At 52.6% G+C, this 14,589-nt stretch carries 12 protein-coding genes; 8 read left to right on the top strand and 4 right to left on the bottom strand.

Going from position 1 to position 14,589, the window contains the following annotated elements; translation table 11 throughout:
• Positions 1-164 precede the first annotated feature (164 nt).
• Positions 165-1,127 carry an NADP-dependent oxidoreductase gene (locus tag KQX66_RS21185; RefSeq protein ID WP_216794798.1) on the top strand — a complete coding sequence of 321 codons (963 nt, stop codon included), beginning with the start codon at positions 165-167 and terminating at the stop codon, positions 1,125-1,127.
• Positions 1,128-1,198: 71 nt separating this feature from the next.
• Here KQX66_RS21185 and KQX66_RS21180 read toward each other — a convergent pair whose 3' ends face one another.
• Positions 1,199-3,403, bottom strand: a complete 2,205-nt coding sequence (locus tag KQX66_RS21180) for a serine hydrolase domain-containing protein (RefSeq protein WP_216794797.1) — start codon at positions 3,401-3,403, stop codon at positions 1,199-1,201.
• Between the two features lie 302 nt (positions 3,404-3,705).
• On the opposite strand from KQX66_RS21180, the gene KQX66_RS21175 reads away from it, so the two are divergent.
• Positions 3,706-5,499 carry a helix-turn-helix transcriptional regulator gene (locus tag KQX66_RS21175; protein WP_216794796.1) on the top strand — a complete coding sequence of 598 codons (1,794 nt, stop codon included), beginning with the start codon at positions 3,706-3,708 and terminating at the stop codon, positions 5,497-5,499.
• A gap of 386 nt (positions 5,500-5,885) precedes the next feature.
• On the opposite strand, the gene KQX66_RS21170 is transcribed toward KQX66_RS21175, so the two are convergent.
• Positions 5,886-7,529 (bottom strand): glycoside hydrolase family 19 protein, encoded by a 1,644-nt coding sequence (locus KQX66_RS21170; protein WP_216794795.1) that lies wholly within the window; start codon positions 7,527-7,529, stop codon positions 5,886-5,888.
• Between the two features lie 352 nt (positions 7,530-7,881).
• Between KQX66_RS21170 and KQX66_RS21165 the strand changes: the two genes are divergently transcribed.
• The 4 genes from KQX66_RS21165 to KQX66_RS21150 all read left to right on the top strand — a co-directional run bounded on the left by KQX66_RS21165 (position 7,882) and on the right by KQX66_RS21150 (position 10,480).
• A complete protein-coding gene (locus tag KQX66_RS21165; protein WP_216794794.1) occupies positions 7,882-8,313 on the top strand; it encodes a YciI family protein in 432 nt (143 codons plus the stop codon).
• Complete coding sequence (locus KQX66_RS21160) at positions 8,310-9,584, top strand: RNA polymerase sigma factor (RefSeq protein WP_216794793.1); 1,275 nt, start codon at positions 8,310-8,312, stop codon at positions 9,582-9,584. The genes KQX66_RS21165 and KQX66_RS21160 overlap by 4 nt, the downstream gene beginning before the upstream one ends.
• A gap of 138 nt (positions 9,585-9,722) precedes the next feature.
• Positions 9,723-10,124 (top strand): VOC family protein, encoded by a 402-nt coding sequence (locus tag KQX66_RS21155; protein ID WP_216794792.1) that lies wholly within the window; start codon positions 9,723-9,725, stop codon positions 10,122-10,124.
• A 14-nt stretch (positions 10,125-10,138) separates the two neighbouring features.
• Complete coding sequence (locus tag KQX66_RS21150) at positions 10,139-10,480, top strand: DUF1801 domain-containing protein (RefSeq protein WP_216794791.1); 342 nt, start codon at positions 10,139-10,141, stop codon at positions 10,478-10,480.
• A gap of 301 nt (positions 10,481-10,781) precedes the next feature.
• Here KQX66_RS21150 and KQX66_RS21145 read toward each other — a convergent pair whose 3' ends face one another.
• On the bottom strand, positions 10,782-11,546 hold the full coding sequence (locus KQX66_RS21145; protein WP_216794790.1) for a phytanoyl-CoA dioxygenase family protein: 765 nt from the start codon (positions 11,544-11,546) through the stop codon (positions 10,782-10,784).
• Positions 11,547-11,679: 133 nt separating this feature from the next.
• Here KQX66_RS21145 and KQX66_RS21140 point away from each other — a divergent pair, with 133 nt between their 5' ends.
• Positions 11,680-12,573, top strand: a complete 894-nt coding sequence (locus KQX66_RS21140) for an AraC family transcriptional regulator (protein ID WP_216794789.1) — start codon at positions 11,680-11,682, stop codon at positions 12,571-12,573.
• A gap of 30 nt (positions 12,574-12,603) precedes the next feature.
• Here the strand turns inward: KQX66_RS21140 and KQX66_RS21135 are convergent, their stop codons facing one another.
• A complete protein-coding gene (locus KQX66_RS21135; RefSeq protein ID WP_216794788.1) occupies positions 12,604-13,353 on the bottom strand; it encodes an SDR family oxidoreductase in 750 nt (249 codons plus the stop codon).
• A 216-nt stretch (positions 13,354-13,569) separates the two neighbouring features.
• Between KQX66_RS21135 and KQX66_RS21130 the strand changes: the two genes are divergently transcribed.
• Entirely contained in the window at positions 13,570-14,406 is an 837-nt protein-coding gene (locus tag KQX66_RS21130; protein ID WP_216794902.1) for a helix-turn-helix transcriptional regulator, read from the top strand.
• The last annotated feature ends 183 nt before the right edge of the window (positions 14,407-14,589 follow it).

Genomic DNA, 14,589 nt, shown 5'->3' with positions numbered 1-14,589 from the left:
AGTCGCTATATACTTAGGCGTGGTATTATTTTTCATTTGCATCATACGGAGAAGTTCGACGGAACTTGGCGTATTCCTTTTTAATACGGCCGGTGAAGTGGGCTCCTAGTATCAGGAAATGTATAATAAAGGAGAGAATGATACGATGAAGGGGGTTGTCTTGGATGAAGGGCATAGGAATCGAACAATATGGCGGTGTCGATGAATTGCGAACCATTGAATTGCCAGCAAAGCAGCTTGGACCCGACGATTTGTTGATTTCCGTTCAGGCGAGCGGTGTGAATCCGGTAGATTGGAAGGTGCGAGAGGGCAAGCTAAAGCAAGACTTCGCGTTTGAGCTTCCTCTGATTTTGGGATGGGATGCGGCAGGAACGGTCATGGCTGCAGGAGCCAACGTACAAGATTTCCGTGTCGGGGACGATGTGTTTTTTCGCCCGTTGTTTGATCGTTTTGGGACTTACGCAGATGAAATCACAGTTCCTGCCTCTATCGTATCGAAGATGCCCAAGGGAACATCATTTATTGAAGCCGCATCCCTCCCGTTGGCCGGTCTCACGGCTCTGCAGGCGATCGAGGAGGTTGGACAGGCCGGGCCGGAAACCCGTGTCCTGATTTTGGCGGGAAGCGGAGGCGTCGGCTCTCTTGCCATCCAAATAGCGAAAGCGCGGGGCGCATATGTAGCGGCAACGACCAGCACGCGAAATGCTAAGTTTGTACGTGAATTGGGAGCGGATGAAGTGTTGACCTATGACACGGAGAGCATCCATTCTTCGGTACAGTTTGACTTTTTGTTTGATACCATAGGCGGTTCCGCTTATGGAGATGCCCTGAAATGGATGAAGCCGGGCGGGGTCGTGGCTACGATTATCAGCAGCAGAGATGCCATACGTCCGGATTTTGCCGACGCTCTCGAACAAGACCTGCGCCTTCGGACGGAATTTGTGTTTACCCGGCCGGACGGGAAAGATATGAATCGACTTCGTGAGCTTGTGGAAGAAGGGAAAGTGAAGCCTCTCGTCTCGGAGGTCTATCCGATGAGCGTAGATGGAGTAAGGAAAGCCCAGCTTGCCAGCCAGACCGGACGAACGCGCGGCAAGATTGTGTTAAGTCGAGAATTTTCCCAGTGACGATTGTGTTGTATAGTCGCAAGAAACCGGCATCGCGTCCTCGAATCAAGGGCGCGATGCCGGTTTTAAACTTAACGGCCAAACTCCTTATTGAGTATTTTATCGTGAGCCGGATACACATCCGGGCCTACCGCGTTGATGCACGTTACCATAATATGCTTCCCGTCTAGAGTTCCGAAGGCTCTCGATTCAAATCCGTAAGTACCGCCAGAATGCCCCCAATAGGACTGCCCGTCCGGTGTTTTTAATTCAAAAATCCCTAGTCCAAATTTACCTAAAGGCGAATCTACTGTTGTGGTCATCTGCTTCATCATCTCTTCATTTAGAAGCTTTCCGCCCAACAACGCACTAAAGAAGGTGGTCAAGTCTTTGACTGATGAAACCATATCTCCGGCTGCATTTGCAAATGATTGATTGATTTCTGTTAAATCATACAAATGACCCGATCTGTCCATATTGTATCCTGTAGCATGGTTGCCCGGAATATCGTGACTACTTTCCATTACGAATGTCTCTGTCATCCCGAGCGGTTCGATGAACCGTTTCCGGATCTGCTCCGCGTACGTATCCCCGGTTGCCTTCTGAATAATTTGACCGGCCAGCACGGTATTGGTGTTGGAATAGTTCCAGCCCTCCCCTGGCGCAAATACAGGCGGCTTTGCAAGTCCCATGCCGATAAGCTCGTCGACGGTATAGTAACGGAATGGGTTTTGAGGAATGGTAATATCTCGAAAGTCAAGATCTGTATAGGACGCAATCCCGCTAGTATGGTTCAATAACTGACGAATCGTTATTTTGTTGCCGTCATACCCATTGCCCTTTACGACTCCCGGCAGCCATTTTTCGACCGTATCGTCCAGGTTCAATGTTTTTTCCTCAGCCAACTGCAATACAACGGCAGCGGTAAACGCCTTCGTGATGCTTCCAATACGGAATGAATAATCCGACTCCACCGGGTGTGGTACTTCGAAACTGGCTGTACCTGTAGCGTAGGACCAGCGTTCCCCGTCCTGCAGTCCGCCAGCGATGACACTTGGGACTTTTTTGGAGGTTACCACCTCATCCATGATGCGTTTGACATCTTCCAGATGCTTGCTTTTCTTTTTCTTCTCCGGGAGTTCTTTTTGGGGTTCTATTGCGAATTCCGTCGCTACAATATCGTTGACATGCTTCTCCGCATCGCTCAACACATTGATGTTTATCGAGATGACATGTTGACCGTCTTCCGTTCCGCCTCCAAAGTTGGTAAATCCGGGAATACCTCCGCCATGCCCCCATACGACGGTACCGTCAGGCAGCTTTGTTGCGAATATGCCAAGTCCGTACTTTCCCCATGGGGAGTCGACTGTGTTGGTCAGCATTTCCTTTTTCATCTCCGGCGTCAACAGCTTTCCGCCCAATAAGGCGCGGAAAAACGTCGTGATATCTTGTCCTGTCGAGATCATTTCCCCGGCAGCGTTAGCCCACGACGGGTTAAGCGCAGTAATATCTACTAATTTATCTCCGGTATCCAGGTAGCCGCGGGCATGTTTTTTCGGAAAATCCGGCGAACTGCCGGGGAGGATCGTTTCTTTAAGTTGAAGCGGTTCAATGATTCGTTTCTTAATCTGCTGGGCATAGGTTTCCCCGGTGACCTTCTGGATAATGAGCCCCATAATAACCGTATTCGCGTTCGAATATTGAAAACCCGTTACCGGCTTCTGCTTCAAAGCACGGGCAATTAACTGTTCGGCTGTATAAACTTCGCCCAGATTTGTGACTAAATTCGTCCTTAATTCCGGAGTCAAGTAGTCCGGGAGACCGCTTGTATGATTTAACAATTGACGAATCTTAATGTTATTGCCGTCGAATCCATTGCCCTGCACGAGTCCAGGCAGCCATTTCTCCACCGTATCGTCGAGACTTAGCTTCTTCTCGCCGGCAAGCATCAAGGCAACTGTAGCGACAAACGTCTTCGTTGTACTTCCGATCCGGAAAGAGGCGTCGGCGTCCACCTTATGGTTCCTTTCGATATTCGCTTCGCCGGAAGCATAGGACCAGCTCTCATCCCCATTCTTCACGTTAACGATAACACCTGGAATATTTTTGGTATTGGCGGCTTTATCGATAGCTTGTTGGGTTGGCGTTTTAGCTTGTTGGATTGGCTTTTTAACCGCTGCTTGTACCTCTGCTTGTACCTCGTTTGCCGCGTGTAGAGTGCCATAAGCAGGGAAGACCAGCATACCCGCCAATATGGCTGTTAATGTAAGTGCAGCCCCTTTTTGAATGATTTTCATAACGCATCGCTCCTATTGGTTTGGAATGTTGTATTGTTGTTTCACCCCCTAACTTTATCTCTGAGGTTGTTAAATTGGACAGTGACGAAACCGCCAAGCTTCTAAATGACATCGTACTTGGCCTGTCACATTTGCCGTATGACAAACTGTCAACTGTCTTATGTGACGTGCTTGCTACGGTCAAATTCTAAATGTTCCCTCCCTTCTGTGGCTTGACGAATCGGGAAGATATGGTGCATGATAGGTCTGAATATCCGGAACTGTTCTTACTTATAAAAAAGGCAAGCAGGTGTACATGATCCGTGTTATCCATACTAAAAAAATGGTTTTTGTATGATTGGGTGGTTCTTGCTATACGGACCACTTGGCTCGCCATTATCCTCATCTCCGGTTTCATCAACCCGTCACTGATCATAACGCCGTTATGGATTGTAGGGATGCTTGCTCTCTTGGTTTATGTCATTCCGCCAATCGTTCAATATCGGAAAAGAAGCTGGTATCTGGCAGTCGAAGTTTTATTTTCCGGATTCTTCCACTTGTATTTGGCGTATGCAGCGCCGGGGTTGCTATGGTCTTTCGTTTTATTCGCGGTAATTATAGGCTTGGCCAGCAGTTGGCGAACGTACGTGTGGACGGGTATCCCTTGCGGCCTCGTTTTTCCGGCATTGAACGGGTGGCTCGCCGATCGGCTCCCCTACGAGTTTATGTTTAGCTGCAGCTTTGGTTTCGCCATCGGCTTCGCGTTTAGTATATTAATTCAGTCCCATAAGCAAGCCCAAATCATTCAAGAGCAGAAGCAATTGCTGGAACGGCACATTACACAAATCGAGGAGCTTACGCTGATGGAGGAGCGCCATCGGCTGTCACATGAGCTGCATGACACGATTGGACATGCGCTAACCTCGTTGATCGTCGGCGTTGAATCACTCCGCTCATCCGTACCCGCTGTACAGATCGAACGGATCGATTCCCTTGTCGGCATTGCACAGCGCAGTCTGAATGATATCCGAAACCATCTGCACCAGCTCTCTCATGGCCCGTTGAACCATTCGTTGAGCGAATCGCTGCTGCAATTAACCGAAGAATTCAGGAAGTCTACAGGGGTAACGGTCAACTTCCGCGTGATCGGCAGCGAGGCTCTTGTGCTGCAGAAAATGAACCTTTGTTTATATCGCTGTCTGCAAGAATCGCTCACCAACGCGGTTCGTCATGGCCAAGCGAGTGCGGTATCGGTTCAACTGCATTTCGATAGTCACCAACTTCGGTTACAAATCGAAGACAACGGCATCGGCACGGATTCCATCCGGTTCGGATTCGGTCTAAATGGGATAAAGGAGCGGCTTGAGCAGCTTCACGGCACGCTGTCCGTTCATTCACAATCGGGGCAAGGAACCGTCGTCATATGTAATATTCCTTTGCAGGCAGCGCCTGTGCATGGTCATATCCGCCTGCTGATTGTTGACGATCAGTCGATCATTGCCGACAGCTTGCAGCATATTTTAGAGCAGCATGCTGATTTTATCATCGTCGGTACGGCCGGGGACGGGCACGAGGCATTGGAACATTGCGAGCGATCCCGGCCGGATATCGTGCTCATGGATATTCGGATGCAAGGGATGAACGGACTTGAAGCCTTGCTTGAGATGAAGCAACGCTGGCCTGACATGAAGGTTGTGCTCATGACGACGTTTGAGGATTCCATACAGGCGGCAACCGCACTGGAGCACGGGGCGGAAGGCTATATGCTGAAGTCGCTTCATCCGCGAGAATTGACCGAAGCCTTGAAGCTCATCTATAGCGGGGGAACGTGGATCGATCAGTCAATCGCCACGCGTGTATTCGAAGAGATGAAGCGCCAGCGTGAGCAGTTGGAGAAGTACAGCCCGCAGCAAGAAAACTATCCGTACGGGCTTACGAAGCGGGAGATAGAGATTTTACAGCATCTGTCGGACGGACTGCGCTACAAGTCCATCGCCGCCAAGATGTTTTTATCGGAGGGAACGGTACGCAATTATTGCTCGACGCTCTACTCGAAGCTCGGTGTCAGTAACCGTGAAGAAGCCATTGAATTAGCGCGAGTGGAGAATATCGTATAAACAGTCGTTCTTGGCAATGGAGGGAAATCATAGATGCCGTCCTCCTGGGTTAACTACCGGGATAAAGAGCGGAAGCCGTCGCAATAGCGACGGCTCTCAGAGTGTTGAGAAAGTGGTCAAATGGGATAATAGAGGTTACGAGGAGGTGGGGTATCCACTTCCGACCGCTGTTGTCATCGGGAAATTATTATTGAAGCCGCTTAACAGCGGATATTTCCCGAAGACAAAGGCGGCCGCTATCGCTTCTCCAGTGGATACCCCACCGCCGTATGCATCTCTATTTTTGTTTAAGTGCACTTTCTCAACAAGCTCGTAGCCGTCGCAATAGCGACGGCTCTTTTATTAGTACACCCGGGTATGGCCAGCCTCTTGTGCAGGGGAGCGCGTTAGAACGGATTCATGCCGAGTGTGTTCAATTTCTCGCCCGTGATATCGACGCCCATTTTCGTCGTAATGTCGCGATAATGACCGACCCGGCGGCCGATCCGGTTGTCGGTTTCGTCTTTATTGCCCTCCAGATTGCCGTTGATGATCATGATCGTAATCCCGAAGCCCGGCGGGGTAAGCCCTTTGGCAATGTCCTCCGCCGAAGGCGTCCAATTGCCAACCATGACGTCGTGGGCCGACGGCTTCGGCGGCTGTGGGGTCATCCAGAACAGGATGGCGGTCATAAAGCCTAACTTACCGTCGCTTGTGATAAGCTCCGGCTGCTGGAGCAGCGTGTTTTTATTGCCGTATATAATGCCGCTGAACAAGCCGTAGTTGTAGTTCCAGCTCAGCTGGATCGGCCCGCGTCCATGATACGATTTGCCCGCGACCGGCGGGTAATCGGCATGCGTCTGCACATAACCGATGTTGGTGCTGTTGATGTACGCCACTTCCTCGTTCCAGAACAAGCCCCAACGAAGCTCGCCGCCGGGCGCCGTCGCCCAGCCTCCGCCCGTTTCATGCGCAATATTGGCGAGGAAGGCCGCCAACTCGCGCTTGCGGTTCGCGGCAGTGCCTTCTTTGAGGAACGAACCGAAATCGACGGTTTTGGAGACGATCGGCACCGTCAAGTTCCAGGAAGCGTTGAAATCGGCATTTTGATAGATGAGCGTTTCCGTCTTCGCCGCCTTGTCCAGTCGGAATATACGATGGTTCCAAGTCGCTCCCTGCCGGTATTCGAGCTTGTACTTGATATTCGCCACCTCGGATACGGCGGCAATCAGGTTGTTGTACGAATAATAGTCTCCTTGCCCCGGCTTGTAATACGGCTTGGAAGCAGCGAAGGTGTGCCACTCCGGCGAGCCGATGCGGATCGGGAACAGCGCTTCGTACTCAGCCTGCGGCAGTGCGTTCTGCACGGCGGCAACCGCATTGGCCGGCGAATATTGCGGATCGATGCCGCCCCAGATCGAGGCAATTTGCGAATCGGTCAGGACGCGGCTTTGACCGACGTTCAGACCGCCCAGCGACGTCTTTACTTTGATGCTGGAGCTTGCCGTCGTGTTGTTGGCGCCATCTCTCGCGGCAACGTAATACGTATATTCGGTATCCTGCTGCAGCCCTGTGTCGGTGTAGGTCAGCGTGGAAGCGTTGGCCGAGGAGCCGACCTTCGTCCCGTTGCGGTAAATATCGTAGCCGGCCACAGCGATGTTGTCCGTAGCCGCAGTCCAAGTTAGCGTGATCGTGTCTGCGGTCTGCCCCGTCGATGCAAGATTCGTCGGAGCCGTCGGCGGAGTAGCATCGTTGCCGCCGCCCGTGTCCGGACCAACCAGCTGCCAAGGCGAGCTTGACGGGTCGCCGGTGCCCGGCGTGTCGCCCTGCGTCCACCATTTGGCCCGGTAGATCTTCCCGTTATAGCTGACCTCATTGCCGGATACGTACACTTGAGTGGCGATCCAAGGCGAGGCGGCTAAGGCGGCTTGCTGTCCGGCATCGGCCGAAGCAATGGCTGTAACCGGTTCCAAAGGTGCGAGCGCCAACAGAGCGGACAGCGCGGCGACGCTTGCTTGAACCGCCTTCTTGCTAGTGAACTTAGGTTTCATAATTAACCTCCTATGACGATTGGATTAATTTCAATTTCTAGTATATGGAATCCATAATCTATTATATATAGATATAATTTACTATTTGTTTCAAAAATCCCCTTAAGTATAGGAGCTTTGTTGACAAGCGCGACCGCCCTTCACACTTCAAGTGATGATTTGATAGAATCAACATGTAGTTTGCTTTAGTAAATCTTACATAGGGAGTCGTGGATGAACATTCGACCTTCTTTGAAAATATTTTTTTGGGGATGTGTCGATTGGGCCGAGATTCGTTCGTCGTGTAAATAGAAACTAAATTCGGGAGGCCTAATTCAGGTCTCTGAACCAAAAAAAAGGAGGAGAACTACCCATGAGATTCATGATGATTGTAAAGGCTACGAAAGACTCCGAAGCAGGCGTTATGCCCAGCCAGGAGCTCGTTGACGCGATGATGAAGTATAACGAGGAATTGGTGAAGGCCGGCGTGCTGTTAGCCGCCGAAGGACTTCATGCCAGCTCGAGCGGGATTCGCATTTCCTACCCGGAGCCCGGCGGCAAGCCCAAGGTCGTCGACGGCCCGTTCACCGAGTCGAAGGAACTGATCGCCGGATTTACGCTCATCGAGGTGAAATCGAGGGAAGAGGCGATTGAGTGGGCGATGCGTATGCCGGACCCGCACGGCAACGGCGAGGGCGTCATTGAACTGCGTCAGGTGATCGAGACGACGGAGTTGACCGAAGACCCGGATAACCTGGCTTTACACGCCATGATCCGCGAGCAAGGGAAGCCGGAGAGATCGTGAAGCCGTCCTCGACCCATCGCACGATCGATGCCATTTGGAGAATCGAATCGGCCAAAATCATCGCGAGTCTCGCACGAATGGTGCGGGATGTCGGGGTGGCCGAGGATCTCGCGCAGGATGCGCTCGTCGTCGCGCTTGAGAAGTGGCCGGAGACGGGAATACCGGACAACCCGGGGGCTTGGCTCATGACGACCGCGAAGCGCCGGGCGTTGGATTGGCTGCGCAGGAACCAATTGCTCGGGCGCAAGTACGAAGAACTGGGCCGCGAGATGGAGTCCCGGCACGAAGACGACTTCGATGCGGTGATGGACGGCGATGTCAGCGACGATCTATTGCGTTTGATTTTCACGACTTGCCATCCGGTGCTTTCATCCGAGGCGCGCGTGGCACTCACCCTGCGGCTGCTGGGAGGACTGACCACCGTAGAAATTGCGCACGCGTTCTTCGTTCCGGAGCCAACCGTCGCCCAGCGGATCGTCCGGGCCAAGCGGACTCTTGCGGCCGCGCGGGTACCCTTCGAGGTGCCTCAGGGGACCGAGCTTAAGGCCCGGCTCCAGTCGGTGTACGAGGTCATTTATCTTATGTTCAATGAGGGCTATTCCGCCACTTCCGGGGAGAACTGGATTCGCCCGGTGCTCTGTGAGGAGGCGCTGCGTCTCGGACGGATTCTCGCGGAAATCGTCCCTGGAGAGTCGGAGGTTCACGGTCTGGTCGCCCTTATGGAGATTCAGTCTTCGCGGTTTAAGACGCGGGTAAGCCCGACAGGAGAGCCGATCCTCCTCATGGATCAAAACCGGGCGCTATGGGATCACCTCCTGATCCGCCGCGGTCTGACCGCCTTGCAGCGCGCCGAACGGATCGGCGGAATGCTTGGCCCGTACGCGCTGCAGGCCTCGATTGCGGCGTGCCATGCGCGGGCCCGCACGCCCGAGGAGACCGATTGGGTGCGTATTTCAGCGCTGTATGAAGCGCTGTGTCAGGTAGCGCCATCCCCCGTCGTCGAGCTGAACCGCGCCGTTGCGCTCGCGATGGCGTTTGGTCCGGAGGTAGGGCTGGAGATTGTCGATGCGCTGGCATCGGAGCCGTCGTTGCAAGGCTACCATCTACTGCCGAGCGTTCGCGGCGATTTCTTGTTCAAGCTGGGCCGATTAAAAGAGGCCTGCGAGGAGTTCAAGCGCGCCGCATCGTTGACCCATAACGCGTGCGAACGGGCGCTGCTTCTGGAGCGCGCCTCCGATTGCATTGCGGGTACGGAAGATGACCGTCTTTAGAGATGAGCGATCCTTTTTTTAAAAATATTTTGCGATCGTGTCGATTTCGTCGAATCCCGATCGTCGTATGAATAAAGGCCGGTTTTCAACATTTCATTTTGAATCCGGTACAAACCAATCACTGGAAGGATGCTGCATATGAAAGCCAACCTAACCCCATTCATTTCTTCGGAGAATGCCAGAGCGCAAGCTGAATTTTATTCGCAGGCGCTTGGCGGGGAGATTCAATCCACGATCACGTTCGGCGAAATCCCCGGCACGCCGGAGGAGCATAAAGATAAAGTAATGTACATGGCGATGACGGTGGCCGGAGGGAATGTTTTGTTCATGTCGGACTCCTTTGGCCCGGTAAGCAAGAACGGCGGAATCGCGATGTCGCTGTCGTTCGGCGATGAAGCCGAAGCGCGGGAAGCCTACGCCAATTTAGGAAAGGGCGGCACGGACAAATATCCGTTCGCTTTGCAGCCTTGGGGCGCATATTACGGCGAGGTCGTTGACAAGTTCGGAGTCAATTGGCAGATTGTAAAGCAGGGACAATAAAGGAGGAAAACAGGATGAGTCAAGAAGTTATCGAATTCATAAATGCAATCAAAGAACCGTGGCAGGCGGAGATGTCTACGCGTCTTCGCGAGATGGTCCTTCAAACGATACCGGACGTTCAAGAGCGTATCCAATACAAGAAGCCTCACTTCTTGAAAAACGGCAAGTACGCGGCCGTGATCTCGACATCGAAGGATGCGGTCAGCTTTACGATTTTCAATCCTGACGGAATTGAATTCCCCGAAGCCCAGTTCGACGGCCCTCCCGAGAGAAAAACGATCAAGCTCCGCAGCGGTCAAGCGGTGGATTACGATCAATTAGCGTCGCTGTTAGGTCAAGCTTCGGCTTCCCTGTGAAGGCGTCGAGCAAAGAGGCTGTCCAGATGGGGCAGTCCTAGAGTGTTGAGAAAGTGGTCAACTGAAGTAATAGAGGTGTACGAGGGGGTGGGATATCTACTTCCGGTCGCTCTTGTCTGCAGGAAATTTTTATTGAAATCCGCTTAGCAGCGGGTATTTCCCGCAGACAAAGGCGAACGCTATCGCTCCTCCAGTAGATACCCCACCTCCGTATGTTTCTCTATTTTTGGAAAAGCCACTTTCTAAACACCCTGAGGCTGTCTAGATGGACAGCCTCTTGGCTTAGCTTGCAAAAGCTAACCTAATGAGCCCCTTTATATTCCTTGAATATCGGATTATGGCCGCAAACCATAAGTCCTTGCCCCCAGTTCACATGAACTTCTTCCGTCGGCAAATCCTCGGGATCACGGTATTGGACCAGCACGTTCCTTCTCGGCCGTGGGCTTCGATTGACGTCGGAGCCGTGAATCGTCAAGTAATTGAAGAACAGAACATCTCCCGCGCTTGCCGGACAAGGCGTCCCCAACGAGATCGGGTACTCTTTATGATCGAGATAATGGGCTCCTACATGCGGCATCGGGCCATTTTTGTGCGTCCCGGGAATGACACACAGACAGCCGTTTTCCATGTCGGAATCGTCCAAGTGGATACTTGCCGCGATCATCGAATGATTCGCATGCGGGAAATACGGGTAATCCTGATGCATCGGGAACGCTGCGCCTTTTTCCGGGGGCTTGACCAGCATTTTCGAGTGGTGGACTTGCACATTTGGGCCAATCAATCGGGATAGGACGGCCGCCATGTTAGGATGGCACAGCGCCCGGGTAAATACCGCGTCATGATAATGCACATCGTGGAAGCCCTTTAATACGAGCTTCTTCAACTGCTCCGGCGGCAAGTAATCGCCTTGCCACGTGTCGCTTCGATCGAACTTCGATTTGGCCGCGCGGTCGATAATCGCATCCGTTGCGGTTCGCATTGCTTCTACTTCCTCACTATTGAATAAACCTTTAACCAATAAATATCCGTTTTCATGATAAAAATCAACTTGCTCTTGGGTAATCATCCAGTCAGCCTCCCCAAAATTGATGGATCGCTATCCATGATGTTATTGTAGAGAGAAACCGGCTGGTTGTATTTGATCAAATCAGTCAAGTCCTTGCACTTTTCGGACATCCATGCCAAGGGGGAGCCGGATCATGTTCGATCATCCGCATAAAATTCAAGCCTATTTAAACGAAATCGTCCCGCGTCTCCAGAACCCATCGGCCTCCTTCACCATCCATTATTGGGGAATCGATCCCGCTCATTTCGACAATCCCGTGCATCAGCATTCCTTTTTTGAAATCTGCTATGTCCGGGAAGGAGAGGGAATGTACATGGACGGTGACGATCTCTTTCCCTTGCGCAAGGAGACGTTATTTTTATCGCGGCCTGGCGTGCGCCACCAAATTCGCAGTAAGAAAGGAATGTTTCTCCTGTACGTCGCTTTCGAAGTCGACGAAGAGAACACGGACCCTGCCATTGTCCGGCACTTTCGGCAGCTTGCGGTGGCCGATCGCATTTTGATCACCGATGCATTCGCGAATCCCGCGACGTTAATCTGGACCGCGCTTCTTAAGCATTTGCAAGAACCGGTCCCCATCACGGAGCACTACGTGAAGAGCACTGCCCTGTCGCTATTATTCTCTTTTTGCTCCGCCTTTCAAGCTGAAGCTCCATCTGGGGGTCTTGGCATTTCCGGTTATAAGCCAGCCGCCTACGCGTTGAATCGGGCGATCCGGTTCGTGAAAGACAACCTTTCGCATTCGATGACGTTGGCGGAAGTGGCCGCTTATCTTCATCTTTCCAGCCGCCATTTGTCCCGGTTGTTTCAACAGGAGCTCGGAATGAGCTATATCCACTTCGTTCAACAAGAAAAAATTCGCCGAGCCGTATATTTATTGAAGCACACCGATTTATCTTTGATCGAAATTGCCGAGAAATCCGGATTTTCCAGCATTCATTACTTCACAAGGTCATTTTCCCGCAAAATGGGAATGCCCCCCGGCAAATACCGGGAGGCTATGCATGAAAAGAAAGCTTCAGAATGATGGTACGGGGCCGTTGGCATTCCAGATTCTTTACACCAAAGTTGCCCCGCCGTCCACGACGATAGTTTGTCCGGTGGAATACTTTTCGCGCATTAAATACAGGAACGCCTCCGCCGCGTCCTCCGGTTCACCCACCCGGCCAACGGGGAGAAATTTTTCGGCCGCTTTATACATGGCATTGCGGTCCCCTTCGGGAATGCCGCTCCACATCTCGGTGCGCATCAGCCCGAAGCGAACGGCGTTGACCCGAAGCGGGCTGAGCTCGACGGCGAGCGCTTTGGTCAGCGCCTCGACTGCGCCACAGACGCTGCCTGCGACCGTGCAGCCCTTCTGCGGCCGGACGCCGGCCGTACCGGAAGCGAGCGTGATCGAGCCGCCCGACCGGATGTTCACGCTGCCGTATTTTGCGGCCATGAGTGCGCCCCAGTAACGCAGGTTGAACATTTGACGCGCTGCGTCCATGTCCACTTCGCCAAGAGTGGCGAGCTGCAGCGGATCGCCGGCCGTGAACACCAGGTGATCGAATTCGCCGATGCGGCCGAAAAAGTCGCGTACCTGCGTCTCGTTCGCCAGGTCGACCGCATGCCCTTCGGCACCTTGGGGCAGACGCGAGACCGCCGCGTCCACTTTCTCTTGACGGCTGGATACGACGACGACGGACGCCCCTTCGTCCGCTGCGGCTTCGGCTGTCGCAAAGCCCATTCCGGACGTTCCTCCGAGGACGATGACGCGTTTTCCTCTTAATGTGCTTCGACGTTCGTTTTGTTCCGGTTTTATCATAGGTTTAGATCTCCTTTGTTTTGGATTAGGGTAATAGCATTGCCCGGGGCTTGATGAATGCTGCTTGGACGCTTCTCCTCCTTCACTGCGGGCGATGAGTCGATTATAATTAGTTTTATCACTGGCAAACAGGTCTGCATTTGTAGTACTATTCGGAGTACTAGTCGTACGGATACTGCTATAAATTCTATCAGGATATGGAGTGGTATCATCGTGATGAACAACGAAAGAAGACGGAAAGAGCTGGCGGATTTCCTCCGGACTCGCCGCTTGCGTTTATCTCCGCAGGAATTGGGGCTGCAGGTGGACACCTCGCGCCGCCGCACGCCGGGGCTGAGACGGGAAGAAGTGGCGAGCTTATCCGGCATTTCCTTGCCATGGTACACTGCGCTGGAGCAGGGGCGGGATATTCAAGTGTCGGAGCAAGTGCTGGAAAGCTTGGTGCGGACGCTGCGGCTGAGCAAGGACGAGCGCAACCATCTTCGCGTCTTGGCGAACCATTTCACCGTATCCAGAGGGACGGAGAATGAAACCTTGTCTCCTTCCCTTCAACAAATACTCGACAGGCTGGGAACTTACCCGGCGTATATCATCGACAAGCACTGGAACTTGCTCGCTTGGAACAAAATTACCAGTTCGCTTTGCGGCGACTTTAACCGGATGGCAGAGATCGAGCGCAATATTCTTTGGCGCGTCTTCACGATGGACCATGAAAAGAAACGCATTGTCAACTGGGAAAACGTCGCCACCTCGATGGTGGCCCATTTCAGAAGCCGCTACGCCATGTATATGAACGATTCGTGGTATCAGGAATTGGTCGGCAGGTTATGGGACCGAAGCGAGGAGTTCAGGTTGTTGTGGGGACGCCACGAGGTTTCCGGAAGTCTGGAAGGGGACAAAGTGGTTCGGCACCCCAAAGCAGGCTTGCTGACATTTCGTTACAATACGTTTCCCCTCTCGGAAAACAGCGACTTTCTGATGCGGGTGTACACGCCGGTCGAACCCGTCGGAACGGATCGGCAGCTGCAAGAGCTGCTGCAAGATTCCTGTTGAAGCATCAGCCCGGAGCTTCATTTCGGCCTTGCTTCCTTCCGAATCGTTATTTTATAATAAAATCAAATCTTGGAAATGGTGGGATACGTGCAGTGATGATGATGATGGCTGTGTTCCTGACAGAAGTTAACGGTTAACTCTTAACCGAATAACCATAAGCGTGACCGGGGCACTCTGCCGGAT

The sequence above is a fragment of the Paenibacillus oleatilyticus genome, from assembly GCF_018998565.1.
GTDB classification, from domain to species: Bacteria; Bacillota; Bacilli; order Paenibacillales; family NBRC-103111; genus Paenibacillus_G; species Paenibacillus_G oleatilyticus.
The sequence above is the reverse complement of the archived record's forward strand: the minus strand, read 5'-3'. Positions and strand labels throughout refer to the sequence as shown.

What these genes read in the sequence shown, in the direction of transcription:
- KQX66_RS21180 (WP_216794797.1), bottom strand. Translation starts at nt 3,403, where the DNA reads ATGAAAATCATTCAAAAAGGGGCTGCACTTACATTAACAGCCATATTG.
- KQX66_RS21130 (WP_216794902.1), top strand. Translation starts at nt 13,570, where the DNA reads ATGAACAACGAAAGAAGACGGAAAGAGCTGGCGGATTTCCTCCGGACT.
- KQX66_RS21155 (WP_216794792.1), top strand. Translation starts at nt 9,723, where the DNA reads ATGAAAGCCAACCTAACCCCATTCATTTCTTCGGAGAATGCCAGAGCG.
- KQX66_RS21185 (WP_216794798.1), top strand. Translation starts at nt 165, where the DNA reads ATGAAGGGCATAGGAATCGAACAATATGGCGGTGTCGATGAATTGCGA.
- KQX66_RS21140 (WP_216794789.1), top strand. Translation starts at nt 11,680, where the DNA reads ATGTTCGATCATCCGCATAAAATTCAAGCCTATTTAAACGAAATCGTC.
- KQX66_RS21150 (WP_216794791.1), top strand. Translation starts at nt 10,139, where the DNA reads ATGAGTCAAGAAGTTATCGAATTCATAAATGCAATCAAAGAACCGTGG.
- KQX66_RS21170 (WP_216794795.1), bottom strand. Translation starts at nt 7,529, where the DNA reads ATGAAACCTAAGTTCACTAGCAAGAAGGCGGTTCAAGCAAGCGTCGCC.
- KQX66_RS21165 (WP_216794794.1), top strand. Translation starts at nt 7,882, where the DNA reads ATGAGATTCATGATGATTGTAAAGGCTACGAAAGACTCCGAAGCAGGC.
- KQX66_RS21135 (WP_216794788.1), bottom strand. Translation starts at nt 13,353, where the DNA reads ATGATAAAACCGGAACAAAACGAACGTCGAAGCACATTAAGAGGAAAA.
- KQX66_RS21145 (WP_216794790.1), bottom strand. Translation starts at nt 11,546, where the DNA reads ATGATTACCCAAGAGCAAGTTGATTTTTATCATGAAAACGGATATTTA.